This window comes from Planococcus sp. TJ-307 (assembly GCF_058268435.1).
Genome location: NZ_JBZDOJ010000001.1, coordinates 332,385 through 357,931, shown reverse-complemented (window position 1 = coordinate 357,931; position 25,547 = coordinate 332,385). Strand labels below are relative to the sequence as shown.

Annotated in this window: 29 protein-coding genes and 1 riboswitch; of the genes, 7 read left to right on the top strand and 22 right to left on the bottom strand. The window is 44.5% G+C overall.

Annotated elements, in window-relative coordinates; all coding sequences use genetic code 11:
* The first annotated feature begins 33 nt into the window (after positions 1–33).
* Positions 34–924, top strand: a complete 891-nt coding sequence (gene dapA / locus AC4EHK_RS01730; protein ID WP_490977073.1) for a 4-hydroxy-tetrahydrodipicolinate synthase — start codon at positions 34–36, stop codon at positions 922–924.
* A gap of 50 nt (positions 925–974) precedes the next feature.
* Here the strand turns inward: dapA and AC4EHK_RS01725 are convergent, their stop codons facing one another.
* The 6 genes from AC4EHK_RS01725 to AC4EHK_RS01700 form a co-directional block, all read right to left on the bottom strand.
* Positions 975–1,814, bottom strand: a complete 840-nt coding sequence (locus AC4EHK_RS01725; protein WP_490977072.1) for an STAS domain-containing protein — start codon at positions 1,812–1,814, stop codon at positions 975–977.
* Positions 1,815–1,935: 121 nt separating this feature from the next.
* Positions 1,936–2,880, bottom strand: a complete 945-nt coding sequence (locus AC4EHK_RS01720) for a GGDEF domain-containing protein (RefSeq protein WP_490977911.1) — start codon at positions 2,878–2,880, stop codon at positions 1,936–1,938.
* A 4-nt stretch (positions 2,881–2,884) separates the two neighbouring features.
* A complete protein-coding gene (locus AC4EHK_RS01715; RefSeq protein WP_490977071.1) occupies positions 2,885–3,685 on the bottom strand; it encodes an alpha/beta fold hydrolase in 801 nt (266 codons plus the stop codon).
* 226 nt (positions 3,686–3,911) lie between these two features.
* Positions 3,912–4,181 carry a 30S ribosomal protein S14 gene (gene rpsN, locus AC4EHK_RS01710; RefSeq protein ID WP_490977070.1) on the bottom strand — a complete coding sequence of 90 codons (270 nt, stop codon included), beginning with the start codon at positions 4,179–4,181 and terminating at the stop codon, positions 3,912–3,914.
* Between the two features lie 48 nt (positions 4,182–4,229).
* Positions 4,230–4,379 carry a 50S ribosomal protein L33 gene (rpmG, locus tag AC4EHK_RS01705; protein WP_142826743.1) on the bottom strand — a complete coding sequence of 50 codons (150 nt, stop codon included), beginning with the start codon at positions 4,377–4,379 and terminating at the stop codon, positions 4,230–4,232.
* Between the two features lie 12 nt (positions 4,380–4,391).
* Positions 4,392–5,510: a GTP-binding protein gene (locus AC4EHK_RS01700; protein ID WP_490977069.1), complete on the bottom strand. Its 1,119-nt coding sequence runs from the start codon at positions 5,508–5,510 to the stop codon at positions 4,392–4,394.
* Positions 5,511–5,703: 193 nt separating this feature from the next.
* On the opposite strand from AC4EHK_RS01700, the gene AC4EHK_RS01695 reads away from it, so the two are divergent.
* A complete protein-coding gene (locus AC4EHK_RS01695) occupies positions 5,704–6,516 on the top strand; it encodes a YsnF/AvaK domain-containing protein (RefSeq protein ID WP_490977068.1) in 813 nt (270 codons plus the stop codon).
* A gap of 134 nt (positions 6,517–6,650) precedes the next feature.
* On the top strand, positions 6,651–7,457 hold the full coding sequence (locus AC4EHK_RS01690; protein ID WP_490977067.1) for a DUF2382 domain-containing protein: 807 nt from the start codon (positions 6,651–6,653) through the stop codon (positions 7,455–7,457).
* 37 nt (positions 7,458–7,494) lie between these two features.
* On the opposite strand, the gene AC4EHK_RS01685 is transcribed toward AC4EHK_RS01690, so the two are convergent.
* Positions 7,495–8,121, bottom strand: coding sequence for a Yip1 family protein (locus AC4EHK_RS01685; protein WP_490977066.1), 627 nt, complete (start codon positions 8,119–8,121; stop codon positions 7,495–7,497).
* 247 nt (positions 8,122–8,368) lie between these two features.
* On the opposite strand from AC4EHK_RS01685, the gene moaC reads away from it, so the two are divergent.
* A complete protein-coding gene (moaC, locus tag AC4EHK_RS01680; protein ID WP_490977065.1) occupies positions 8,369–8,857 on the top strand; it encodes a cyclic pyranopterin monophosphate synthase MoaC in 489 nt (162 codons plus the stop codon).
* A gap of 99 nt (positions 8,858–8,956) precedes the next feature.
* Here the strand turns inward: moaC and AC4EHK_RS01675 are convergent, their stop codons facing one another.
* The 5 genes from AC4EHK_RS01675 to modA form a co-directional block, all read right to left on the bottom strand.
* A complete protein-coding gene (locus tag AC4EHK_RS01675) occupies positions 8,957–9,472 on the bottom strand; it encodes a MogA/MoaB family molybdenum cofactor biosynthesis protein (RefSeq protein ID WP_490977064.1) in 516 nt (171 codons plus the stop codon).
* An 18-nt stretch (positions 9,473–9,490) separates the two neighbouring features.
* Entirely contained in the window at positions 9,491–10,510 is a 1,020-nt protein-coding gene (locus AC4EHK_RS01670; protein WP_490977063.1) for a ThiF family adenylyltransferase, read from the bottom strand.
* Positions 10,511–10,599: 89 nt separating this feature from the next.
* Positions 10,600–11,238 (bottom strand): ATP-binding cassette domain-containing protein, encoded by a 639-nt coding sequence (locus AC4EHK_RS01665; RefSeq protein WP_490977062.1) that lies wholly within the window; start codon positions 11,236–11,238, stop codon positions 10,600–10,602.
* Between the two features lie 4 nt (positions 11,239–11,242).
* Positions 11,243–11,926 (bottom strand): molybdate ABC transporter permease subunit, encoded by a 684-nt coding sequence (gene modB / locus AC4EHK_RS01660; protein WP_490977061.1) that lies wholly within the window; start codon positions 11,924–11,926, stop codon positions 11,243–11,245.
* Positions 11,923–12,693: a molybdate ABC transporter substrate-binding protein gene (modA, locus tag AC4EHK_RS01655; protein WP_490977060.1), complete on the bottom strand. Its 771-nt coding sequence runs from the start codon at positions 12,691–12,693 to the stop codon at positions 11,923–11,925. Before modA ends, modB begins: the two co-directional genes overlap by 4 nt.
* Before the next feature lie 172 nt (positions 12,694–12,865).
* Positions 12,866–12,977: riboswitch (SAM riboswitch) on the top strand.
* An 81-nt stretch (positions 12,978–13,058) separates the two neighbouring features.
* Between modA and AC4EHK_RS01650 the strand changes: the two genes are divergently transcribed.
* Entirely contained in the window at positions 13,059–13,721 is a 663-nt protein-coding gene (locus tag AC4EHK_RS01650) for a sulfite oxidase-like oxidoreductase (RefSeq protein WP_490977910.1), read from the top strand.
* Between the two features lie 88 nt (positions 13,722–13,809).
* Here the strand turns inward: AC4EHK_RS01650 and AC4EHK_RS01645 are convergent, their stop codons facing one another.
* The 7 genes from AC4EHK_RS01645 to AC4EHK_RS01615 form a co-directional block, all read right to left on the bottom strand.
* Entirely contained in the window at positions 13,810–14,076 is a 267-nt protein-coding gene (locus tag AC4EHK_RS01645; protein ID WP_490977059.1) for a phosphocarrier protein HPr, read from the bottom strand.
* A gap of 39 nt (positions 14,077–14,115) precedes the next feature.
* Complete coding sequence (locus AC4EHK_RS01640; RefSeq protein ID WP_490977058.1) at positions 14,116–16,047, bottom strand: BglG family transcription antiterminator; 1,932 nt, start codon at positions 16,045–16,047, stop codon at positions 14,116–14,118.
* Positions 16,048–16,145: 98 nt separating this feature from the next.
* A complete protein-coding gene (locus AC4EHK_RS01635; RefSeq protein ID WP_490977057.1) occupies positions 16,146–17,465 on the bottom strand; it encodes a 6-phospho-beta-glucosidase in 1,320 nt (439 codons plus the stop codon).
* Between the two features lie 18 nt (positions 17,466–17,483).
* Entirely contained in the window at positions 17,484–18,875 is a 1,392-nt protein-coding gene (locus AC4EHK_RS01630; protein ID WP_490977056.1) for a glycoside hydrolase family 1 protein, read from the bottom strand.
* A gap of 18 nt (positions 18,876–18,893) precedes the next feature.
* Entirely contained in the window at positions 18,894–19,199 is a 306-nt protein-coding gene (locus AC4EHK_RS01625) for a PTS sugar transporter subunit IIA (RefSeq protein WP_490977055.1), read from the bottom strand.
* Between the two features lie 19 nt (positions 19,200–19,218).
* Positions 19,219–20,523: a PTS cellobiose transporter subunit IIC gene (gene celB, locus AC4EHK_RS01620; RefSeq protein ID WP_490977054.1), complete on the bottom strand. Its 1,305-nt coding sequence runs from the start codon at positions 20,521–20,523 to the stop codon at positions 19,219–19,221.
* Between the two features lie 19 nt (positions 20,524–20,542).
* On the bottom strand, positions 20,543–20,854 hold the full coding sequence (locus AC4EHK_RS01615) for a PTS sugar transporter subunit IIB (RefSeq protein ID WP_490977053.1): 312 nt from the start codon (positions 20,852–20,854) through the stop codon (positions 20,543–20,545).
* A 192-nt stretch (positions 20,855–21,046) separates the two neighbouring features.
* On the opposite strand from AC4EHK_RS01615, the gene AC4EHK_RS01610 reads away from it, so the two are divergent.
* Together AC4EHK_RS01610 and AC4EHK_RS01605 are read left to right on the top strand one after the other, a co-directional pair.
* Positions 21,047–21,985 (top strand): Gfo/Idh/MocA family protein, encoded by a 939-nt coding sequence (locus AC4EHK_RS01610; RefSeq protein ID WP_490977052.1) that lies wholly within the window; start codon positions 21,047–21,049, stop codon positions 21,983–21,985.
* 61 nt (positions 21,986–22,046) lie between these two features.
* Positions 22,047–22,718: an HAD family hydrolase gene (locus AC4EHK_RS01605; protein ID WP_490977051.1), complete on the top strand. Its 672-nt coding sequence runs from the start codon at positions 22,047–22,049 to the stop codon at positions 22,716–22,718.
* Positions 22,719–22,876: 158 nt separating this feature from the next.
* Here AC4EHK_RS01605 and deoC read toward each other — a convergent pair whose 3' ends face one another.
* From deoC to AC4EHK_RS01590, 3 genes are read right to left on the bottom strand one after another with little or no spacing between them, the layout of a single operon-like run.
* Positions 22,877–23,551: a deoxyribose-phosphate aldolase gene (deoC, locus tag AC4EHK_RS01600; RefSeq protein ID WP_490977050.1), complete on the bottom strand. Its 675-nt coding sequence runs from the start codon at positions 23,549–23,551 to the stop codon at positions 22,877–22,879.
* A gap of 12 nt (positions 23,552–23,563) precedes the next feature.
* On the bottom strand, positions 23,564–24,559 hold the full coding sequence (locus tag AC4EHK_RS01595) for a substrate-binding domain-containing protein (RefSeq protein WP_490977049.1): 996 nt from the start codon (positions 24,557–24,559) through the stop codon (positions 23,564–23,566).
* A gap of 10 nt (positions 24,560–24,569) precedes the next feature.
* Positions 24,570–25,547, bottom strand: coding sequence for an ABC transporter permease (locus tag AC4EHK_RS01590; protein ID WP_490977048.1), 978 nt, complete (start codon positions 25,545–25,547; stop codon positions 24,570–24,572).

Below are 25,547 nucleotides of genomic sequence, written 5' to 3'. Positions count from 1 at the left end.
CTTTGAAAAAAATTAGAAAAGGGTGTGTTTTTTATGAATTTTGGCCAAGTAATTACAGCAATGGTGACGCCGTTCGATCAATATGGAGAAGTCGATTTTCCGGCAACACAGAAACTAATAGAGCATTTGATAGCAAACGGTTCAGACGGTCTGGTCGTCGCAGGAACAACAGGTGAATCGCCAACTTTGTCAACAGATGAAAAAGCGGAGTTGTTCCAGTTCACCGTCAATACAGTTGCTGGACGGATTCCGGTCATTGCCGGAACGGGCTCCAACAATACGCGCGCGTCCATTTCATTGACGAGACAAGCGGAAGAAGCGGGAGTTGACGGCATTATGCTGGTCACTCCTTATTACAACAAACCTTCGCAGGAAGGCATGTTCCAGCATTTTGAGGCAATCGCCCGATCGACCAGCCTGCCGGTCATGCTGTATAACATCCCGGGGCGCAGTGTCGTCAATATGTCTCCAGAGACGATTATTCGCCTGTCCAAGATCGACAACATCGTTTCGGTTAAAGAAGCGAGTGGCGACTTGGACGCAGCTGCAGAAATCATTGAACAGACACCGCCAGATTTTTCTGTTTACAGCGGTGATGACAGCCTAACATTGCCGATGCTGTCTATTGGTGGAACTGGCATCGTATCGGTTGCTGCACACATAATCGGAAACGATATGCAGGACATGATTACGAGTTTTAAAACGGGCGACGTGAAAACAGCAGCTGCCATCCATAGACGCTTGCTGCCAACAATGAAGGCATTGTTCGCCGCACCAAATCCATCCCCAGTCAAAGCAGCACTTAACATCACTGGTATACATGTAGGCGGCGTTCGCTTGCCAATGATTCCCCTCACTGAAGAAGAAACTTCAGCATTGCAAAAATCTTTGCCTAATCTTCATTCAGAAGGAGTCACTAACTAAATTCACTATTTAAAAACGCTGAAGCCCCTCAGGCTTCAGCGTTTTTTCTGTTAACTAATTTTCATCTGGCTCAGGACGCGCTTTAAACTGCCGCCGATTTCCAAATCTTTTAAATCAACACCGATTTCTGTCAGAGTTCTGGCGATTTCAGGTCGGATTCCAGTTAGAACTGAACGTACGCCAACCAACTTTAATGACTGAATAATTTTGATGATTTGCTCAGCAACCATCGAGTCTACCCGTATCACTCCTGAGAGGTCTACGATCAGCACATTGATTTTTAACTGATTGGCAGACAGCAATGTCTTCTCCAAAATGTAGCGGGCCCGATCGATTTCAATGCTTCCCACTAATGGCAAGATGGCGATTTGGTCGCTGACTGGCACGACGGGTGCCGACAATTCGAGAAATTCTGTTCTGGCCGATTTTAATTTTTGCTGATACGAACTTGTATAGGCCTGTGTATAGGAAAAAGCAGCATAGTCCAGCAAGGAATGGAAGAGCTCCATGATATCAAACAGAACCTGAAATTCCATCTTTTCTCGGATTGCTTCTGTCTTGATGACCATCCCGATATGTTTCCGGTAAAGTGAAGTTTCCGCCAGTGCATTTTCAAGCAGCATATCGTTTTCAAGAAAAAAATTGCCTGTCGTTTCTCCCCACTGTTGAATATTCGCATAGACCTGTGGCATATCACAGCTATTCGTGATTGACTCTCCAATCAAGGCCACAAAATCAACTCGAACTTTATTGACCACGTCTAGAAATGCTTGATTTATTTGAAGTTGCTCCATTGGAACATCCTTGACCGCTTCCTCGTGGATCAATTGGGCAATCAGCTCTTTATCCGCCAATACCCGTTCACCTATCAACTGATTGTTGTTTTTCATTGCGACCTCCAAAAGGCGAAATTATTTTATTCTTTTATTATAGCCGTTGAACAGCAGATTGTAATCGATTTATTGCGTAAAAAAAACCGCCTCAAAGGCGGATGTTCAACAACGGACTTCATCAATTTCCAACTACGCAATTACGGCCATTCGCTTTGGCTTTATAAAGAAAAGCATCCGCTCGGGACAGCAGACTCTCTACTTTGTCTCCGGGCTCATAGGCTGCGACTCCAATGCTCACCGTAATTGGAACGTGCTGCCAGACAGCTGATGCCAGCTGGGTGCATAAAGCATTGCCTATGGCCAAGCCTTCTTTAATTCCAGTGTCAGGCATGACCACCACAAATTCCTCACCCCCAAGGCGTACTACAATACCGGAATCCCCAATCTCTTCTTCCAGACGCCAAGCCAATTCCTGCAGCACGGCATCACCTGTTTGATGGCCATACGTATCATTGACCTTTTTAAAATGATCAATATCCAGTATTAAAAGTGCAAACTGCCCGCCATTTTTTGCCTGTTCCAGAAGTTCTTTGAGCTTTCCCTCCAAATACCGACGGTTTTTCAACGCCGTTAATTGATCTGTAATCGCTAATTGCTGGAGCTTTAAGTTAAGGTCTATCAGTTCCTGTTGCTTGAACTCTACTTTTTCCATCAAAGTTTGAAGTTTGCCATAGGCTTCCGCTGTCTCACGATTTATTTTTTCAGCATCGCGCTTGGCCTGCAGCAATGATTTTTCGTATTCGTCACGGACACTCATTTGCATCAAGGCGCATTCGTAAAAGCCATTTAGCTCTGTCGTATTCATCAAGACAGGCAAGTGCCCCGCTTCGCTCTTCAAATTTAAAAACATTTCAATTACCGTACCATGCATTTTAATGGAAGGAGTGAAATACGTTTGAAAGTAAACACGGGAAGCCATTGTCAGCAAATCATGCATGTGCTTTGGACTCGCAGTCCCTGTCATAGCCTTCAGCGTTTTGTTCATTTCGACTATCTGCAACTCTTGGTCCAAAACCAAGTAACCGCATGGCGCCCTATCGAGTTGCTGTTCCAATGTCCCCACTCCTCTATTTTGCCAGGTACTGCTTAATGTATTCAACGGTTTCCTGCGAATCGCTAAGATGCGGATTGTGTCCCATAGCCTCCATTAATATTATCTCGCTGCCTGCAATTTGGTCATGGACGTATTGTCCGACTTCCGGTGAAGCGATGGCATCAAATTTCGGCTGAAGAATTAAGGTAGGCACTGCTACTATGCTTAGCTGATCACGAAGGTCGGAAGTAAAGGTCACTTCGGCAAACTGCCGTGCAATCAGGGGATCATTTGAACACAATAGCTGCTCAAATTCTTCCGTCAACTCTGGACGTTCGTCATTTTGCATAACGACTGGCGCCAGGTACTTTGCCCATTCCTTGTAATTGGTTTCCATCATATCCAGTAATTCTTCAATATCCGTTCGTTCAAACCCACCCTTGTAGCCAGGTTCATTCATATAGTAAGGAGACGGTCCAATCATAATCAATTTCTCCATCAACTCAGGACGCTCAATTGAAGCCAGCACACCAATCATGGAACTGACAGAATGGCCGATAAATATCATTTCTTTTATTTCTAACGCATCACAGATTTCTAAAAGATCCTGCTTATAGCCATAAAGTGTACTATACCGTTCTTTAGAATAAGCTGTTTTGTCGCTGTTTCCTGAACCTACATAATCAAAGGTGACGACCCGGTAAGTACCTTCGAAATCTGCAATCGTTTCATTCCATACCTGTTGGTCACAGCCAAAACCATGCCCAAACAATATAGTTTTTTCTCCTTGCCCGATAATTTGGACGTTATTGCGTTTTAAAATATCGATGGCCACTAGGATTCCCCCTTATTAAATCTACTCGTAAAGGAATATTTAAAAGTATAATATACCCTAATAATAGCATTAATGAATCAAATCAGACGATAAATAATAATTTTTTTCTTTCTACGAAATATTTTCCATAACTTATTATCTAGTACAATAAAAAACAGCAGACATGTCGTCTGCTGTTTAATAAATTATAATTTTGCTTTCTTCAAAAATATGCTCGAACACTTCTCTACCAGCTGGCTTTTTTCACTCCAGGTATTTGCCCTTTATGTGCCAAATCACGGAAAACAATGCGGGACATGCCAAATTTCCGCATAAAACCGCGCGGTCTTCCTGTTACTTCACAGCGATTATTTAATCGAACAGGGGATGAATCTTTCGGTAAATTAGCCAATGCTTGAAAGTCTCCTTTTTCTTTCAATTCCTGTCTTAGTTCTGCATACCGCTCCACCATTGCCTGCTGCTTTTTATGACGGGCAACTTTTGATTTTTTAGCCATTCTACTCTCTCCTAACAGTAATAATTACGATTTAAAGTTTATAAAAAATTATTTGGTCTCGCGGTGAATGGTAACTTTCTTAAGACGCGGACTGTATTTTTTCAATTCAATGCGCTCCGGGTTCGTGCGCTTGTTTTTGGTTGTGCTGTAATTTCGGTCCCCGGTTTCTGTACATGCCAATGTTATGTTGACTCTCATTGTTTTTCCTCCTCAAGAAAGTAGTTGAAATCCTGGCAGCGGGTCATGAAATCTTGTCCAGTCTTGTTCAGTTTCTTCCGCTGTCAACAAACACCGATCCAATTCCCGGCTAATGTTGGCTTGGTCCATATCAATGCCAATTAGCACGAGTTCGGTCATTTTAACGCCATTTTCCAAGTCCCATGCGCCAGCATGCTCAATGCCGAGCGACGGTCCTGCCTGCGACAATAAAACAGCTGTGTCGCTTCTTGTGGCCAGCCATAAAAATCCTTTGGCTCGAACAACTTCCGCCGGCCACTCCAAAATCCACTCCATCAGCCGTTGCGCATGAAAGGGCTTCTGGCTTCGGTAGACAAACGATGCAATGCCGTATTCTTCTGATTCAGGAATATGTTCCTCATTCAGTTCTTTTATCCAGCCAGCGCTTTGACTCGATTTCTCAAAATCAAACAAGCCAGTGTTCACTACCTGGTTCAGTGCCACTTGCGAATGTGTGGATTCAATAACCTGTGCCTCTGGGTTCAAAACTGCAAGCAGATTTTTCAGTTGCTGCCGTTCTTTCGGCGCCACCAAATCCATTTTGTTCAGCAAGATGACATTGGCATATTCTATCTGATCAATCAGCAAGTCTGAAATTTCGCGGACATCTTCCGCAGTCGCCTCTTGATTTCTTTGCAGCAACGACTCACCAGACGCAAAGTCTTTCCAAAATGCGTAGCCATCCACCACAGTAACCAAAGTATCCAGACGGCACATTTTGGTTAAATCAATTCCACTCTCTTCATCCCTGTACGTAAAGGTTTGAGCGACTGGCAACGGCTCGCTGATTCCAGAGGATTCAATGACGATGCAATCGATGTCTCCAAGCCTTACCAGTTTCTCGACTTCTATCATCAGATCTTCTCTCAACGTACAGCAGATGCAGCCATTCTGCATTTGCACCAATTTCTCCTCTGTTTGCGAAAATCCTCCTTGCTGAACCAGCGATGCGTCTATATTCACTTCACTCATATCGTTTACAATCACGGCAACTTTCAAGTTTTCCCGGTTATGGAGCAAATGATTAAGCAAGGTTGTTTTGCCGGCTCCAAGATATCCGCTCAGCACTGTAACCGGAACAAGTTTATCCATTCGTGCATCTCCTCCTTTTACATTCCCTTAAATAGTAATGATTACGTTTTATATTGTATAAAAGTTTATTCAGGAAAGCAAGCCTTTCTTTAATCACAACCATTGCCACAAGATTGTTTACTCGGAAAAGCAACAGGGTAGATTATCATTACTTACTTAACAGAAATTTTATACTAATTAGGAGGAACCAACGATGGCAAACAAAGAGACAGCATTGATTCAAGCATATGATGTACAGGCAGAAGTTTTGCACAAAATTAATGAACTGAAAGGACAAGGCTATAAAGAAGAGGATATGTATGTAATTGCCAAGCACGACGACCAACTTTCGATGGTGCAAGGACAAACCGATGTTCAACTGAACACGCAGGATGACGAAGACATCATGGGCAAATTCAAATCCTTTATTTCAGGAGAAGATTCAACACGTGATGCCTTCACGCAGATGGGCCTAGGAACCACGGAAGCAGATGAGTATTATCGGCATGTGGAAAATGGCAAGCTTGTGCTTTACGTCAATAGCAATTATGGCAATTCATACAAGCCATATACAGCAAGCCAAACAGAAGCCAAAAATACAATTGATGGCAACAGCCACGAGCAAGAAGAACATCTGCATCTCCACGAAGAGCGCTTAAGCATCGATAAGCAACGTGTCCAAACCGGTGAAGTCAACGTCGGCAAACATGTGGTGGAAGAACAACAGACCATTGAAGTACCCGTCGAGCGTGAGGAAATTTATATCGAGCGCCGCCCAGTAAACGACGAAATCCCTTCTGGAATAGCTGGTTCAACAAAAACTGGAGTTTATGATGACGGAGAAGCCATCCATATTCCGCTTACCGAAGAACGCATTGAGGTCAGCAAGAAAAACGTCGTCAGTGAAGAAATTATTGTCAGCAAACGCAAAATTCAGGACACGGAAGTGGTAAATGAAACCGTTCGCCGTGAAGAAGCCGATATCGACGAACAAATTCCATCAAAAAAAGAGAACCGCAACTCATAGTGATCAGCACACAAGGCACATTCGAATGAACTTTCGAATGTGCCTTGTTTTGCATAGGTTTACCCTGTACGGCACTGTGGGTAAATGTGCTTTAACAAAGTAAATTGGTGCAACTGAAACTGGAGGAATTGAGCGTGGAGAAAAAAGGAAATAAGCTCGTCGGTATTTTTGATGCACAAGCACAAGTATTGATTCAAGTTGGTGAATTGAAAGCAGCAGGTTATGAAGAAGAGGAAATGTATCTTGTAGCAAAGCATGATGAACAAATCGACTTGCTGATTGAATACACGAGTGTTTATGTAGATACGCAGGATCGGGATAACTTCAAGGGCAAAGTCATGGCCTTTTTAGCCGGCGAAGATATTACAAAAGATGCCTTTAACCGAATGGGTTTAAGTGCCGAAGAAACGGACTATTATTTTCAGCAAGTTGAAAATGGCAAACTCCTGCTTCACACAAACAGGAAACCAGCGGCTGCGCTTCAGGCGGAAACAGCTGCGGCTGCTGACCAGAGCAGCACTGCAAGTAGCGATCCCGAAGAGCAGCGATTGGCACTTCACGAAGAACGTTTAAGCATTGGCAAAGAACAGGTTCAGACAGGTGAAATTCATGTCCAGAAAAATGTGGTGGAAGAGGACAGGAAAATCGAGGTGCCCATTGAGCGTGAGGAAATCGTCATCGACCGGCGCCCCCTTTCTGAGGAAACAGATGCCGAAAAAGAAGAACAGGTACTGACACCAAAACAAGCTTATGAAAAAGGCGACGCCATTTACATTCCGCTTTCCGAAGAGCGTTTGGATATCGGCAAAAAGAAAGTGGTACGCGAAGAGATTGTCATTGGCAAACGCAAAGTCAAAGATGTTCAAATCATCAATGAAACCGTCCGTCGGGAAGTAGCAGATGTTGAAGAAAACGGGACTGTCCATAAAACTGATAAATAAAACAAGGCAGCCGAAACGGCTGCCTTGTTTTGATTTGCTATAGAAGTGCCATTACAATAACAGCAACTATAGCCGAAATGGCAATAATGAATAGCACTGTAGGGATAATGATGATGAAAAAACCTTTCCAGGCCGAAAGCTTGTGTGCTTCCCCCACTGCTTTGCACTGGATAAAGAACGTCCAGATGGACATAACAGCTAAGATGATAATAAACAACAGTGACAGCAGATCGGGCGCTGTAAATGGCACTTCATTTTCCTGCAAGAAATAAGTTTCCGGCAAAATCAGCATCCACAAAAGAATGATTGGACTAATCCAAATCTGCGGAATCTGACTTGTCAAAATCGCTCGGAACATTTCTGTGTAAGTAGCTTGGCCTTTAAACAGCTTGCCGACTACCAAGTAAATGGCAGCACCAATGGCGGTACTTACTGCAACACCAATCGGACCCAACAAAAGTGCTCCCAGCAAAATTCCCAAGACCGGAAACACCTGTTCGGAGCTCATCGTGCTCAGTAGACCCGCGGCAAAACCAGCCAGCACAAGCAGCAGGAAAATAAAGCCGGAAGACTTCTCTTCAATTACATGCCGCACTGCAGTACGCGGCCGGGTCCAAATTGCAGTAAATGGATTTAAGTTTTCATAGCCTTCTGTTTTATGCATGTTGATTCCCACTTTCAGTTGTTGTGTTCTCTCTATTCAAACATACTGGAGTAATAATGTAAATGATAGTAAATATTGGAATTAATGAAGAGGAGTCCTTTCAAGCTTTGCTTTTCAACGAAAGAGCCGAAACTACTGGATTGCTTCTTGATGCCAACTGTCGAGCAGTTATTCACTTTTCTTGAATCAATCGACCTCTGCAAGTCATGTTATACTAAAGGAACTTCATATCGAAAGGATGATCTCCTTGTCTGAACTGACTCATTTTAATTCCCAGGGACGTGCCAAAATGGTCGATGTCTCTGATAAAAAAGACAGCGTCCGCACGGCGCGCGCCACCACTTCTGTCCTGTTGAATAAAGCCATTTACCTGCAGATCAAGGAAGGCACCAATAAAAAAGGCGATGTTTTTGCTGTTGCCCAAGTTGCTGGGATTATGGCCGCCAAAAATACTGCACAAATCATCCCCATGTGCCACCCTTTGGCTCTTAGTGGAGTCGATATCGAATTCCAGTGGAGCGTCGATGAAGACGCCAATCATTTTGAAGTTCTGCTGACAGCCGAGGTGAAAACAAAAGGACCTACAGGTGTCGAGATGGAGGCTCTCACGGCTGCTTCCGCCGCTGCTTTGACCATTTACGATATGTGCAAAGCCGCTGGCAAGGAAATGGTCATTGGGCCAACCATGCTGCTTCAGAAAACTGGTGGGAAGTCAGGCGACTACGAGCGCAGCTGACAGCATTTATATGCTCTGAATCCAATGAAAACCCTAAGTGGCCGTCGGGAACTGACGGCCACTTAGGGTTTTAACATGCCATATTTTCTTGTCAGCCAACTACGAAAGAGGCTCACGATGTTTGGTCAACTCAGAGTAGACATGCTCAATTTCTGGCAAAATGAGCCGTTCCATCGCCAATTTCACCGCTCCACGAGAACCTGGCAGGACAAAGATGGCTTTATCATTAGCTGCTCCAGCAGCCGCTCGGCTCAAGAGTGCTTTTGTGCCAATGTCTTCCGCGAAACTAACGTAACGGAAGAGTTCTCCGAATCCATCTATTTTCTTTTCAAAAAACGGTTCGATCGCTTCTAAGGTAACATCGCGTTTAGCAATTCCGGTTCCGCCAGTGGTGACAATCACATCCACTCTATCCTTCTCCAGCCAGTCAGACAGGGTAACGCGAATGGCTGCTACGTCATCTGCCACAATAGCATAATCCGCAAGTTCCAGTCCTTTGTCTAAAGCTAGCTGCTGGACAAGCTGCCCTCCGGTATCTGTTTCCCGTGTCCGTGTGTCGCTGATGGTCAATACCGCCATGCGCACCCGATGATTTGTTTGAAACGACTCCGACATGCAAACTCCCCCTTCTGTTTACCCAAACACTTGATGGTACATTTTTCGGCCTTCTGCTACATTGTGGACACCGTGAATCAGCAACCGGCCATTTCCAAACAGCACCATGCGGTGATCAAACACTTTCAATTCGACAAAATAAGGTGTCCGTTTCACTCCAGCTTCCAGCCGGTTGCCGACTTTTTCGGCATCGTCTAATGTAATGGGCCGGTTTGGATCAGGCAAGATTTGCACGGCATCGCGGCCGCACAAAACCGCATAAGTGCTTATGCCCGTGTCGTTAAGCGATGGAAAAACGGCAGCCGGTCCGCATGTTTTACAATCCGGATCTTTGATGCGTGAAACACCGATATCCAGCTGGCTATTGTCCCATAAGTTGAAGTGATGGATCTTTTTCCGCATCGCTTCACGGTTGCCGCTCAACCATTTTAAGGCTTCTGTACATTGAAGCGCAGCTGTCACTTGAACCGCCGGCGAGATGATGCCGACTGTATCACAAGTCTCATTAATGGCCGGCAGTACTGGCAGCAAACAGCGGAAACAAGAGCTTTCCCTCGGTATGAACGGAAACACCACTCCCGAACTGCCAACACAGGCGCCATAAATCCAAGGCACACCGTATTTAACGGATGCGTCATTGATCAACAGGCGGGTTTCAAAATTGTCAGTGGCATCAAGGATCAAGTCGCTGATAGCTGCCAGTTTTTCTATTCCCGCTGCATCCAAATGCTCCAAATAAGTGAACAAACGCAGATCACTGCGGATGGCTTTGAGCCTTTGCTCTGCCGCAGTCACTTTCGGCAGCATCTGCTCGGCATCCTTTTCGGTGAAAAGCTGTTGGCGCTGCAAATTCGACAGCTCTACATAATCGCGGTCGACCAAGTGTATGGTTCCGATACCGGCACGCGTCAGTGTTTCGGCAATAGCCGATCCTAATGCTCCACAGCCGATTATTGTGACAGTTGATAAAGCCAGCTTTTCCTGGCCGGTTTGGCCAAGCGGCTTGAATAGGACTTGTCTTGAATAGCGTTCATCCACGTTGATTCCCACTTCCTATCGCTTGATCGCTCAAGCCATTTCTTCATTATAATAAGTTTACTGTTGGCATTTCCAAACGACAGTCTGCTTTAATGGCCCGTTTCTTCGGTCATCCGGCCTTTTTCAATCCGCATCACCCGGTCTGCCAGCTTTTCAGCATCCGCAATCCGATGAGTCACGAAGATAATTGGGATTTGCCATTGCTGGTGAATCCGCAGCAGTTCATCCTGGCAGCGGTCACGATTGGCGTCATCCAAAGCAGAAAAAGGTTCATCAAGCAACAGAATATCCGGCTGTACGGCCATTGCACGCGTTAACGCGACACGCTGCTTTTCACCCCCAGAAATCTGGTGCGGGTATTTGCCAAGCAGACCGGTGATGCCTAGAATTTTTGTCAGTTCGGTAATATGCGATACATCTGCCCCCCGCGACAGTGCGTACAGAATGTTTTGTTCGACGCTCAAATGCGGAAACAAGGCGTAATCTTGAAACAAATAACCAACTTTTCTTTTCTGGATCTTTAATGGTTTTTGTTCTCCGCTGAAAAAACTTCTGCCATTCAAGGAAATCGTACCAGCATCCGGGTGGACAATACCAGCCAGGCAATTCAATAGCGTGGTTTTCCCCGAACCGGAAGAGCCGACCAGCGCCAAGATTTCCCGGTCCAGCTCGAATTGCATTTTTAAACTGAAATGGTCCAATTGTTTTTGAAAATCAACTAAAAGCATGGGCTCATTCCCTCCCGATTCGTATGGCCGTTTTTTTGCGCCAATAATTGACCCAAGTGATCGCAGCGACTCCAAGAGAGGAAATAATCACTACCCAAAACAAGGCTTTTTCCATATCTCCTGCTTCATAGGCAAAGTAAATCGCTAATGGCACCGTTTCTGTCACCCTTGGAATATAGCCGGCAATCATCAAGGTTGCCCCAAACTCGCCGATGCCGCGTGCAAAAGCAAGAATCAGACCTGCCAGAATGCCCGACCAGGCCAGCGGAAACGTGATGGTCCGAAAGATGCGCCATTCAGAGACACCCATTGTCCGTGCCACATTCTCCCAGCGAGGATCTACTTTTTCATAAGCTGCAAGGACGCTTTGGTACATCAGCGGCAATGAAACAACAAATGAAGCTATGGCCGCACCGATCCAGGTAAAAACAACACGGAACCCAAACCATTGTTCCAGTAAGATGCCGAGCGGACCATTAGCACCGAACAAAACAATCAAACCAAAGCCAATGACCGTCGGTGGCAAAACCAACGGCAGCAGTATTAAGGCTTCCACAAAGCTTTTGCCGAAAAAGTCGCGCCTGTTCATCAATCGTGCCAGAGCCAGGCTGACCAAAAACACAAAAAATGTGGAAATAACTGCAACTCTCAACGACAGCCATAGCGGAGACAGATCATAGGGCATCATGGTGTTTCTCCGTTTGGCGCCAAAAATCCGTACTCTTTAAGAACTTCCTGGCCTTTTGGACCAGTGACAAAATCCAAAAAAGCTTCTGCGGTGGGCTGTTTTTGGGAAGCCGCTACGACAGCACCTGGGTAAACCACAGGACTTATTTGTCCGGGCACTTCGAGCGTCCCGGTTATTTCCTGGGAAATAACCGCATCGGAGGAATAGATGACGCCGAGTTCAGCGTTTCCGCTCTCGATATAAGTTACTACTTGCCTTGCATCTTTGGCATAGACAAGGCGGCCTTCAAGCGGCTGCCATAAATTTTGGTTGGCCAGCGCCTGCTTCGTATAATTTCCTAGTGGTACACTATCAGGTTCTCCGACTGCAATGGTTTCTTCTGTACTCATTAATGTTTCCACAAAATCGGCTGTTTCCGGAAACTTTTCGAGCGAAGCCAGGACCAGCCGATTTTCAGCGAAAGATACAATGCTGTTTGATTCGACAAGCTGCTGCGATTGAAGCAAATTCATATCGTTTTCACTGGCAGACAAAAACAGATCCGCTGGCGCCCCTTGCTCGATCTGGCTCCGCAGTTTGCTGGATGATCCATAATTAAAGCTCAGTTCAATATCGGGCTCTGCCTTTTGAAATTCCTCTTCCATCTTCCCCATTACTTCCGTCAAGCTGGAAGCTGTTGAAACCAACAGCTCCCCGTCGCTTGCCGAAGTGTTGCTGCAACCGCTCATGAAGAGCGTCAAACTTATAAGACCGATCATTTTTTTCATTTGGAGGACTCCTCATTTGCATCAAGTAACGTTTATTTCCGATGACCAAAATTCTCTACGTCTTTCTAGTATAACGCCAGCGAGAGAGAAGCTGAATAATTTTCCGAATAATCTTGTAAGAAGCGGATAGATTAGGTAAAATGAGGCAAGCAAAAAATTAAATACTGCACCATCCTTATCAAGAGAGGCAGAGGGAAATGGCCCGACGACGCCCGGCAACCGCCAGTTCACGAACTGGAATGGTGCCAAATCCAGCAGAGCTTAGAAGTTCTGAAAGATGAGGAAGAGAAATTCACCAACAGACAGCCACTCTTCCACTTTTCAGCGGAGGAGTTTTATTAATTTTAGGGAGTGATTGCATGAAGTTGAGCAAAGCCGAACGGATTAAACGAACACGGGTCCCTGTAGTGGATCCTGCGCTGGCTGAACGCCTGCCGCCTGGACAAGTCTTGACCGAGCGCTTTCCTGTTCTGCACGAAGGCGAAGTGCCAGAATACGACATGGCTACATGGACATTGAAAATCTTTGGGCAGGTCGACAAGGAAGTCACCTTGCATTACGATGACTTGTTGAAATTGCCGCAAACGACCGTGACCCGCGACATCCACTGTGTGACACGCTGGTCCCGCTTCGACAATACCTTCACCGGCGTCCGCTTTATCGACTTGATGAAAGAATTGGGCGTCACGCCAAAAAGCGGCTACGTCATGCTTCACGGCGATTATGACTACACGACCAATGTTGCTCTGTCAGACCTTGACCGTGAGGATGTGCTGCTCGCCCATTCTCTTGACGGCGAGCCCTTGACGGCCAAGCACGGCTACCCGCTGCGTTTTGTAGTGCCCCAATTGTATTTTTGGAAAAGCGTCAAATGGGTCCGCGGTATCGAGTTTATCGATGAAAATCAGCCGGGCTTTTGGGAACAGAACGGCTTTCACATGAACGGCGATCCGTTCCAGGAAGAACGTTTTTCCGGTGAAGATTTGGAAATTCCGGATGACGAATGGGAGAAAAAAGATTTCGACTGATTCCAAAGATTATTCCCCATGAAAGTTGTTTACCCACAAAGAACCCGAGGAATCAGAAATGATCCCTCGGGTTCTTTGTGGAAACGAGCTATTTAGCCAATCCTTCTTTTTCCATCACACTTTCAATTTCTTTGATGGCGTCTTCTTCGTCTACTCCCACAATACTCACTTTAAACTCGGAACCGTAAGCAATCCCCAAGGACATCACCCCTAAAATAGACTTTAAATCCACCGTCCTTTCCTTATGAAGCAAATTTACTTGTGAATCGAATTTATTTGCCAGACTTACCAGAATGGCAGCTGGACGTGCATGAATTCCTGCCTCGTCTGTAAGTGTAAATTGTTTTTCCACCATAATGCTTCATCTCCTTTTTTCGTCGAATATCTATTGAATTCAAAAGGCGATCACTTTCATAAACTCTTCGTAGGTTCTGGCTTTGATCAGCCTTTCAACCAGTGCGCTGTTATGAATGATTCTGCCAAGTACATCGTACATAAACTGCAAATCTTCCCGGCTGTCTTCCATAACATTCAGCAGACAGACAAATTGAACTGGCTTATCTTTCCATATAACAGGTTTTTTCAGCGTACAAACCGTTAAAAAAGTCGTTTTGGAATGCGGTGTGATGGGATGTGGTATGGCCACTAAATTGCCAAAGGAAGTCGGTGCGGCTCTTTCGCGCTCGTATATCGCCTTCAGGCAGCCTTCGTCTACCAATCCACGTTCGAACAGTCTTTCGGTTAAGAATTCAAGAATTTCTTCTTTTGAGCGCAGCTCTTTTCCGAGAAACATTAAGTCTTTTTGAAAATATGAAGTGATGTTTTGCCCATCCTTTAAAATGAACTTTTCAATTTTTCGAATGTCCGCCTCTCCCAAAATCGCATTGACGACAATTACGGGGATGTCCAATTCTTCCTGTATCGGAATCGAACTGATAATAAAATCAATGCCATCCAACTTATACTGTCCGAGCTTGTAATATTCGGTTGTGCCGGCTACATCTAGGCTATCGCCAAACTGAGACTTTAGTTTATAGTAAATCAATTGGGCTGTTCCCAATCCTGAAGCACAGACAATCAAGCATTTTTTCGGGACAATTTCAGATTTTCTACGCTCAATGGCAGCCGCAATGTGGAGGGCTAAATAGCCGATTTCGTTTTCATCAATGACTGACCCAATTGCCTTGTTTATGGCCAATCCTGCGATAATACCGGCTTCGAATGCCACGGGATAATTTGACTTAATGTCCTGCAACATTGGATTTCGAATGTTCATACCATATTTGTAGCGGTTTACAGCGGGTTTTAAATGAAGGCTTAAGGCGAGAATCAATTCTTGATCATCCAGAATGCCTAAATTGAGCTTTAATTCAATGCTTTCCAAAGCCCTTCTCACCAGCTCTGAAATTTCTTGTTGGATTACTTGTTTGACCACTTTTTCACCTGCTGCCGGATGCGCAGCTATTTTGGTGCCAAGTAAATGCATAGCAATATAAGCTACTTCCTCCAACGGAAACTCAACAGCAAACCTCTCCTGCACCTTGCTTACAATCTTTTCAGCTACTTTATATTCTCTTTGCTTTATTATTTCATCAACGTCTGCTGGGAATAACGTAACGTTATAGCCTTCTTTTAGCCGTTTATAGGCGATGGCCAAATGAATCACTAAATTGTTGATAGCAATGTCAGATACAAACACCTCATTTTCTTGAATTTGCTCCATGACAAGTGCAAAGATGACATCCAGTTCCTCTTGAGACAAGGAAGCAAAATGAGGTTTGAATAATTCATTGATCGGTTCTTCACGGACAAATACATATTCCGCTATACAGAAACGGCGCTTCAGCTCATTTGCGTGAACCCGCAACCCGTAGTTTGGGCGCGCTTCCAAACGAATGTCATAATCCGACAGCATCTTTTTCACATGGATTAAATCATTTTGAAGAGTCGACTTGCTAATGTACATTTCATCTGCCAATTCTTCCAGTTTGATATACCCATCACTTAACAGAAATCGTTTCATCAAATAAGCAATCCGTTCTTCGGGCATCTTTGGAATAAGGGTTTCCATTTCCGTATCATTCAGGACAAGCTTTTTTATATAACTGCGAAAAAGCGGCTCTTCTATGATGCGTAATTTGTAGCCTTGTCCCATAATCGAATCGATGGAAGCTCCTTGTCCCCCCAACAGCGAATTCAAACCTTTGACGTCTTCCCGTATGGTCCGTGCTGAAACCTGGTTGATTGCCGCCAAATACTTGCCTGTAACCGGCGTTTCCGCCGCCATCAATTCACGAAAAATCGTTTTCATTCTTGAGGTCAACATATCGCCACTTCTCCTTACAGCTGCTTACTTGAACAATAGAATCCAATACCTTATTTTCATTATAACTGAAGTTTAAATAATTAATTAATTTGAAATTTTTAAAGAAATTGTTTTTCAAATTGCGGCAAGTACTCTTTATGTGCTTCCAGCATTTCATCCAGAATTTGTTTTGCTACAGTGTCGGATGGGACAAGCGGGTTGATCGCCATTGCTAGCAAAGCCGCGTGGTAGCTCCCCGTCACTGCAGCTTCAGCAGCCAGCCGCTCAAATGATTTGATTTGTTGAACCAATCCGTTGACTGCAACAGGCAATTCACCTATTTGGATTGGCTCTGGTCCGTTATTGGTGATAATGCAGCTGATCTCCACAGCCGAATCAGCTGAGAGATTGGAAATCGCCCCGTTATTCCGTACATTAACCACTTGGATATCCCGTTTATTGTTGTAAATGGAGTCAATCAAGTTACAAGCGGCATCACTGTAAAACGCTCCTCCCCGCTCTTCCAATTGCTTTGGCTTGTCTGCCAAGTTCTCATTGCTGTATAGTGCGAACAGTTCTTTTTCCAACTGCTGCACTACTTCCGCACGCGTCCCGTTTTCTTGCAGAGCTTGCTGCTCCTGCGCAAGCATTTTCTGCGTCTGGTAGTAATAGCGATGATACGGACATGGCAACAGGTTTAACGCTTGAATAAAATCTTTATCCCAGCCGACATCAACAATGTTTTTCATTGTCATCGCTGTCCCGCTTGTCAGCTCTTCCAATACTTTTCCCATCATGGCTGTGCCATCTAAATAAACTTCCAGCCCATAAACCATATGGTTCAATCCGGCAAAGTCGATGTGGATCCGGCTTTGTTCAACTCCGAGCATTTCAGCCACAGCCATATGCATACCGATCGGCACATTGCACAAGCCGATTGTTTTCGTAATCCTGCTGTAGCGCAAAACAGCTTCTGTGACCATTCCAGCGGGATTTGAAAAATTGATAAACCAGGCTTCCGGACAAAGTTCTTCAATATCCCGGCAAATTTCCAAAATGACTGGAATCGTACGCAGTCCTTTGAACAATCCACCAGGGCCGTTTGTTTCCTGGCCGATGACACCGTATTTCAACGGGATCCGTTCATCTTTGGCACGCGCTGCCAAGTGCCCGACGCGAATTTGGGTCGTGACAAAATCTGCTCCTACCAACGCTTTTCGGCGGTCAAGCGTGGCATGGATGGCAATGGGCAATCCCGCCTTTTCAACCATGCGCCTTGCAAGAGCCGCTACGATTTCGAGTTTTTCTTGGCCTTGTTGAATATCTACAAGCCATAGTTCCCGAACAGGCAATTCAGGGTAACGTTTAATGAAACCCTCGATCAACTCAGGTGTATAGCTTGATCCCCCACCGATTGTTACGATTTTAAGGCCTTCCATATCACCACTCCTTCCGGTTCAGCTAAAACCATTCTGTTCAGAAACCTGCTTAATCCAATGGGCACTTTTTTTCGGTGTTCGCTTCTTCGTGTCGAAATCGACCGAAAAGAAACCGTAACGATTTTTATAGGCGTTCATCCACGACCAATTATCCATAAACGACCACAAGTGATAGCCTTTCACATTGCATCCTTCTTCTATTGCTCTATGCAGCCATTTCAGATGGCCGCGGATAAAATCGATGCGGTAATTATCCTGGATCTCCCCATTTTCCATAAACCGGGACTCATCTTGAACACCCATTCCATTTTCCGCAATATACGATTGGATGTTGCCATAGTTGTCGCGCAGATTGACCATGATGTCGTAGATTCCTTTTTCGTAAATTTCCCAGCCTCGGTACAGATTCATTTTTCTGCCAGGCATTTCGTAATTGTCGAAAAACCAGTCGGGCATGAATGGCCCTTCCGGATTCGGCAAATGGGCTTTCGCCTTGACCCGTCTCGGCTGATAGTAGTTAACACCAAGAAGATCGACAGTCCCCGTTCTCAACAACGCCTTGTCTTCTTGTTCTGTATGCGGCAACTGGCCATGCTCTCTCAGCATTTCTACGAGTTCCACCGGATACTTCCCTAAAACCGCCGGATCCAAAAAGCTTCTATTGAAAAATAAATCGGCGGCCTGGGAAGCTTTCACGTCTGCCGGATGTTGGCTTCTTGGATAGGAGGGAGTTAGATTCAGGACAATGCCGATTTGGCCTCCTTCGACATGGGCTGACCGAAAGACCTCGACCGCTTTGGCATGGGCAATCATTGTGTGATAAGCCACTTGGACGGCACGTTTGGCATCTACCACATTCGGATAGTGGAAATCATACAAGTATCCCCCTTCCACCGGAACAATCGGTTCGTTGAACGTAAACCACTTTTTCACACGGTCTCCAAACAAGCGAAAGCATTGTTGTGCATATGTTGCGTATGCTTCGACGACTGCTCGGTTTTCCCAGCCATTTTCCTGTTGCAGCTCAAGCGGCATATCGAAATGGTATAGAGTAATAAAGGGTTCAATCTTCTGCGCAATCAATTCGTTGATGACTTTGTTGTAGAAATCGACCGCTTCCGGATTTACTTTTCCGCGTCCACCTGGAATCAGACGGGACCAGGAAATCGACAACCGGAAAGTGTTGTGGCCAATCTCTCTCATCAACCCAATGTCTTCTTTATACCGGTGATAAAAATCAGAAGTGGACTCAGGACCAACCGCGTCAAAAAAGCGGCCTGGCTCGTTTTGATGCCACTTGTCCCATATGTTACGGCCTTTTCCCCCTTCATCGGCAGCGCCTTCTATTTGCGCCGCAGAAGTTGCGCTGCCCCACCAAAAACCTTCTGGAAACTTATACTTTTCAGACATCCAACAACCTCCATCTGCTTACTTATTGCGGTAGATTTCAACAATTTCAACAGCCAAATCTCGTACTGTCATTGACGTCATTAAATGATCCTGTGAATGAATCAGCATGACCGTAATGGTGTTTTCTTCTCCGCTAGCTTCTTTTTGCAGCAATTGCGTCTGGTAGGCATGAGCTTTGCCCATTTCCTTGCCAGCCACTTCCAGCAGCCTGTCAGCTTCTTCGAAATCATTGGCTTTTGCAGCCTGTATGGCTTCCATCGCACTGGATTTCCCGTTACCGGCGTTTAAGATTATTTGAAAAGCGATTTCTGTGATTTTGTCCATTTACGGTCACCTCTAGGAGTTAGTTTTCTGGTAAACGATCAGGTTTTTCACGTTCCGTTTCGTAATAGTCTTTATCTAAAATTCGCAGGAATGGCCACCAGATAACCATTACGACAAGCAGATTCACCGCCTGTAAGACCCCGCCCTGCCATGCGTTTCCTGTTGCCAGAAATCCATTGATGATAGGAGGCGTCGTCCATGGCACGATAATACCGGCTGGTCTTGGGACAAGGCCCGTCGCCATCGAATAATACGTGATGACGGTTACGGCAACCGGTGCCAGCATCCACGGAATAATGATTAAAGGGTTCATAATGATTGGCAAACCGAAGATGATGGGTTCATTGACATTGAATAGCCCTGCCGGAGCTCCAAGTTTGCCCAACTCCTTCAGCTGTCTGCTCTTTCCGATGGCAAAAATCAGGACAATAACAGCAAGTGTCATTCCCGTTCCGCCCATCCCCACTAAAAACGAATCGATGAATTGTTTTGTGACAATGTTCGGAAGTTCTTCTCCTGACTGGAATGCCACTAAATTTTGGTCATTCAGCGCAAACCAAATCGGATCGAATACCGAGTTGATGATGATTTGTCCATGCAAGCCGAAGAACCAAAAAACCTGTGTCAGAAGTACAATAACAATCGTTGCCGGCAGCCCGCTTCCTAAAATCGTTAACGGCTGCTGGATGATTGTGAAGATGAAATTTTGCATCGTTTCAAATGTGGTAAAGCTGAATAGCACGCGGATAAGCAAAAATACAGACAGCGTCAATGTGATGGGAATCAATGCACTGAACGATTTCGATACCGCGGCAGGAACGCCCGCCGGCATTTTGATCGTCCATCCCCGCTGGATGAAAAAACGGTTAAGCTCTGCTGAAATAAACGCGGTGAAAATCCCGAGGAACATGCCCTGTGCCCCAAGGCTAGAAGTTGGGATGACTCCGGGAACACCTTCTAAAACTTGCGGCGTTAAGATGAGAAATGCCGCTAATGCAACTACACCACCATAAATCGCTTCTTCTCCGTAATGAGCAGTCAGCTTGTAGCCGATGCCGATGATAACGAACAGCCCCATGATGCTAAGCGTCGCTGCAGAAGCCGGTCCGAGTGCACTTTGGTAAGCCGTGAAAGCTTCCGGACTGATCATCCGGTCAAGAAACGGAAAGTTGGCGATGACGACAAAGATGGATCCAAAAATAATCAGCGGCAATGCGACCATGAAGCCATCACGCAAAGCAGTCAAATACCGGTTATTGTTGAGTGCATCCGCTAAAGGCAATAGGAAGCTTTCCAGAAACTGCATAAATTTATTGTTCTCCATTTTCTTTCCTCCGTTCCTTTTAGTGGTTTCCGATTAATTCCAACGCTTGATTCAACACGGCTTCGCCGTCCAGCCTGCCGTATGCCATCGAATCGATGACTTCCAAAGGAATCCCCACTTCTTCGGCTACTTTCGCAAATTTCTTTTTCAAGAATCTCATTTGCGGTCCGATCAGCAGCACATCCGCCTTTTCCATGTCTTTTGTCGCTTTGTCCTGTGAAACTGCCCAGATGGTAACCTCGAGTCCCTTGCTTTTTGCTGCTTCTTCCATTTTGGTGACCAATAAGCTGGTGGACATGCCGGCTGAACATGCCAATAAAATATTTTTCATTTTCCTGATCCCCTCTCCGTTTATTTTTCAGAAATTTTTGACTACAACTAAAGTTTAATTTGAAAACGCTTACAACTCTACCTATTAATTTTCCGCCTTATAGAGGAAAAGAGTAACTGCTCGCTTTGGGGCAATCTAGGTTAGAATAGAAGGAAGAAAAACATCATCACTTGTTTATTAGGAGGAATCGCAATGAAATTTGGCATTATAGGTACCAACTGGATCACTGACCGGTTCATTAAAGCGGCGCAGCAACATCCAGAATTCACAATCGGCGCTGTGTATTCGCGCACGCTGGAAACCGGCAACGCCTTTGCGGCAAAGCATAAGGTGGAGAACGTCTATACCGATATGACAGCGATGTTCAACAGCGGAGACATTGAAGCTGTTTATATCGCATCCCCCAACTCCTTCCATGCCGAACAAAGCATCTTGGCCATGGAACATGGCATTCATGTACTGTGCGAAAAACCTGCAGTAACGTCAGTCGAGGAAATGGACCGCGTGATCGAAGCGTCGCATACGCATAACATCACCTTTATGGAAGCCATGAAATCAACGGTCACTCCGTCATTCCTGAATTTGAAAAAGAACTTAGATAAAATTGGTCCGGTTCGCCGATTCGTCTTTCATTACAATCAATATTCTTCGCGCTATGATAATTACAAAAACGGCATCATTGAAAATGCCTTTAAGCCAGAGCTTGGCAACGGCGCTAAAATGGACCTTGGCGTTTACGGCATCGCACCTGTTATCCATTTAGCGGGCGCACCCGAGTCGGCTATGAAAAACCAGTACTTATTGTCAACAGGTGCCGATGGCCAAGGCAGCATGATCTTGAACTATCCGGATATGGAAGCCATCATTATGTATTCAAAGATTTCGGATTCGTTTATGCCGAGTGAAATCCAAGGCGAGAACGGCATCATTGAAATCGACCGGATCAGCGACCCCAAAAACATCACCATCAAATACAGAGACGGCAGCACAGCAGACCTTTCTGTAGCGCACGAATTTGATACGATGTACTACGAACTGGCAGAGTTTATCGACTGCGTAAAAAATGGACAACTTGAATCCTCGATTAATACCCATGCCATTTCACGGGAAGTAACAAAGCTGCTTAGTTAAAGCAGAGTTCTGACGCGCTGCAGATAGTAAAAAACCTAGATACCAGCAAAGGAAGTGCCTTATGATAAAAGGAATCATATTTGATTTTGACGGATTGATTTTTGATACAGAAACGCACCAATACCATATCCTTCAGGAAATGTTTGGTGAACATGGCAGTGAATTGCCGCTTGCACTGTGGCAAAATGAAATTGGTACAGACAGCGGATTTTCTCCGTTTCACTATATGGAGGAGCAGATTGGAAAGCCAGTCGAACATGTGCTGCTCGCGGAAAAGTACGAAGAGAAATTCCTATCGACGCTATCTCAAGAAAAACCACGGGACGGTGTAGAAGATTACCTGCAGATGGCAAAAGAAATGGATCTGAAGATTGGTTTGGCATCCAGTTCCAGCTATCGTTGGGTTTCCGGCCATTTGAAAAATCTTGATCTTTACGATTACTTCCACTGCATCCGGACTTCGGACCATGTGGAAAAAGTGAAGCCTGACCCTGCTTTGTATATCCAGGCGGCGCAGTGCTTAGAGCTGCATCCTTCAGAATGCCTTGTTTTTGAGGACTCCGCGCATGGCGCAATGGCCGCGAAGCGTGCGGGCATGGGCTGCGTCATCGTGCCAAACAAAGTAACCCATACCATGGATTTTTGTGAAGTCGAACACCGATTGAATTCGATGGCGGATATGGATTTACAGAAAGTTATCGAATATGTACAAAACAATAGAATACTGAAGTAGATTCTCTTCCACAGAAGAATATGAACCGACAACGTAAACAGACTACCCACAAATGGATAGTCTGTTTACGTATATAATACGCTATTGTGTTTAATTTCTATTTGTTCTTCCGAAGCAACAACTAGCTTTAATATAAGGGGCACTGCTATTTTATTTTTTTAGTAGCTGTCTGCTGCAGAAACTTCTCCTTTAAGAATAGCAATACTGTTGCTTGTTCCAATTCTTGAAACACCTAGGTCAAAATATTTTTTTGCATCTTCAGAAGACCGGATACCACCAGAAGCTTTTATTTTCACTTTTTCTCCAATTGTTTCCTTCATAATTTTAACGGCTTCCTCTGTCGCACCTCCACTGCCAAATCCTGTAGACGTTTTGACATAATCGATGCCGCACTCTTTAGCAATCTCTGAAACTTTCATCAACTCAAAATCTGATAAGTAACAGACTTCAAAAATGACTTTTATTGTAGTATCAGGATGAGTACTTTTAAGTTCCAGTATCCTTTTCATTTCTTCTCTTACTTTTTCGAACTCTCCATTTTTTATATCGCTAATATTTACTACATAATCCACTTCTTCCGCACCTTCTTCAAGCGAAAGTTGCGCTTCATACACTTTAACTGCTGTTTTATTAGCTCCTAGCGGAAATCCGATAACTGTACAAACTTTTACAGGTGTATCTTTGAGAAGTGCTGCACAATAAGATACGTAATGCGGGTTTACACAAACTGCTGCAAATTTATTTTCTTTCGCTTCTTGGCATAAGGTTCTTATTTGTTCATTTGTCGTTTCTGCTTTTAGTAATGTATGATCTATAAATGTTGATAAATGCATCTAGAAGCCTCCTTATTTAACTGGCGCAAATGTATTTGTGTCATCTACATAGTCTGCTGCATTCGTATCATCAATTAAACCAGTTTCTGCATTCATCACTTTTTCTACTTCTTCTCCATTTCCTACTTTTACAGCTGTTTGAATAGCTAATGAGCCTAACGAAATCGGATCGTTGATAACAGTAGCCTGGTATGAACCCTCTTCAATCTTTTTAACAGCTTCCATCAGTCCATCAATTCCAACTACTTGAACATCCTCAAGTTTTCCTGACTGTTCCAAAACTTGCATAGCTCCTAGAGCCATATCATCATTATGCGCGTAAACCAGCTTTACATCAGGATGTGCCTGCAAAAGATCCTGCATAGAAGAAACAGCTTTTGCACGGATATAATCACTATATGGCCCTTCAATAATTTCAATTCCTGGAACTTTTTCAACGATTTCGTGGAATCCATCATGACGAGCCTGCATTACAGTACCGCCTGCATCACCTTGAAGTTCAATAATCTTTCCTTCAGCAGCTTCGCCGCCAAGTAATTCAACAGCTTTTTCTCCTGCTAGCCTTCCCATTTCTTCGTTATCACGTCCAATATACGACGTGACTTCTTCTTTGGTTGCACGGTCAACGGTTATTACTGGAATTCCTGCTGATTCTGCAGCTCGTAAAGCTGGTGCTATAGCCGAAGGGTTTACAGGATTAATCAGTAAAACATCGACTCCTTGTGTAATAAGAGATTGAATATCAGCATTTTGTTTTTCAATATCATTTTGTGCATCTACAACCTTCAGTTCCACTCCAGCCGCCTCAGCTTCTGCTTCTGCACCGTCCACTAAAGACGTATAAAATGGAGATTCCAATGTAACTTGTGAAAAGCCGATGACCAAATCTTCTGCCTCTCCGCTTCCACTTGCATTTGAACCTTCCGCTGCTTCTTCTGATCCACATCCTGCCAAAACCAAAGCCAGTAGCACAGCTAAAACAATTACCATCCAGTTTTTCTTCATCATCATTTCCCCCTTATTTTTTATTGGTAATATATTGGTTCATAATTAAAGCCAAGACAATTATTAACCCCATAAATACAGATTGGTAATACGAAGATAATCCCAATAGATTGAAAATGTTAACAATCATGCTTAATATGAGCACACCGATGAATGTTCCACCGATACTTCCTTTTCCACCAAATAAACTGGTTCCTCCTAATACCACTGCAGCAATTACATCTAATTCAAGACCGGTTCCAGCTGTTGGCTGCCCTACCGTAAGCCAAGCGCTCATCAATATTCCTGCTACAGCTGCCAAGGTGCCTGATATGATGAAACACCAAGTTACATATTTTTCAACGGGAATTCCCGAAAGTCTTGCAGATTCAGCATTGCCCCCAACTGCATAGATTTTTCGCCCAAAGGTTGTATATTTTAATACAATAACTGCAATAATGGTTAAAACAATCCATATAATGGCTGTTAGTGGGATTCTGCCAAACACATTTCCTCCCAGAGCAGTGAAGCTGGCCGGAAGATCATAAATCGGGGTTCCATCTGTTGTCAGAAATGCAAGTCCCCTTGCACTCACCATCATGGCAAGTGTTGCAATAAAGGCAGGTACTTTAAATTTGGTTGAAATGAATCCGTTTACAAAACCTAGGAAGGCTCCTGCTGCAAGCGTAATTATAATTGCCCACACTGGATTCATTCCAGTACTGATTAGAAGTGATGCAAGCATGCCCGTCAAGGCCAATACAGCTCCTACAGAAAGATCAATTCCCGCTACTAAAATAACAAAGGTCATCCCAATACTGATAATCCCGACAAAAGAAGATTGTTGGAGAAGATTAAGTATGTTTTGGACTGAAAGAAATTGATCAGATAATAGGCTTCCAATTAAAATAAATCCCAGAAAGATAAAAAATAGATTGTATTTTTTTAAAATAACTTTTAAAGAAGGGAGTCGTCTTTCTTTTTCTCCGCCACTCTCTATATTAACAGTCAT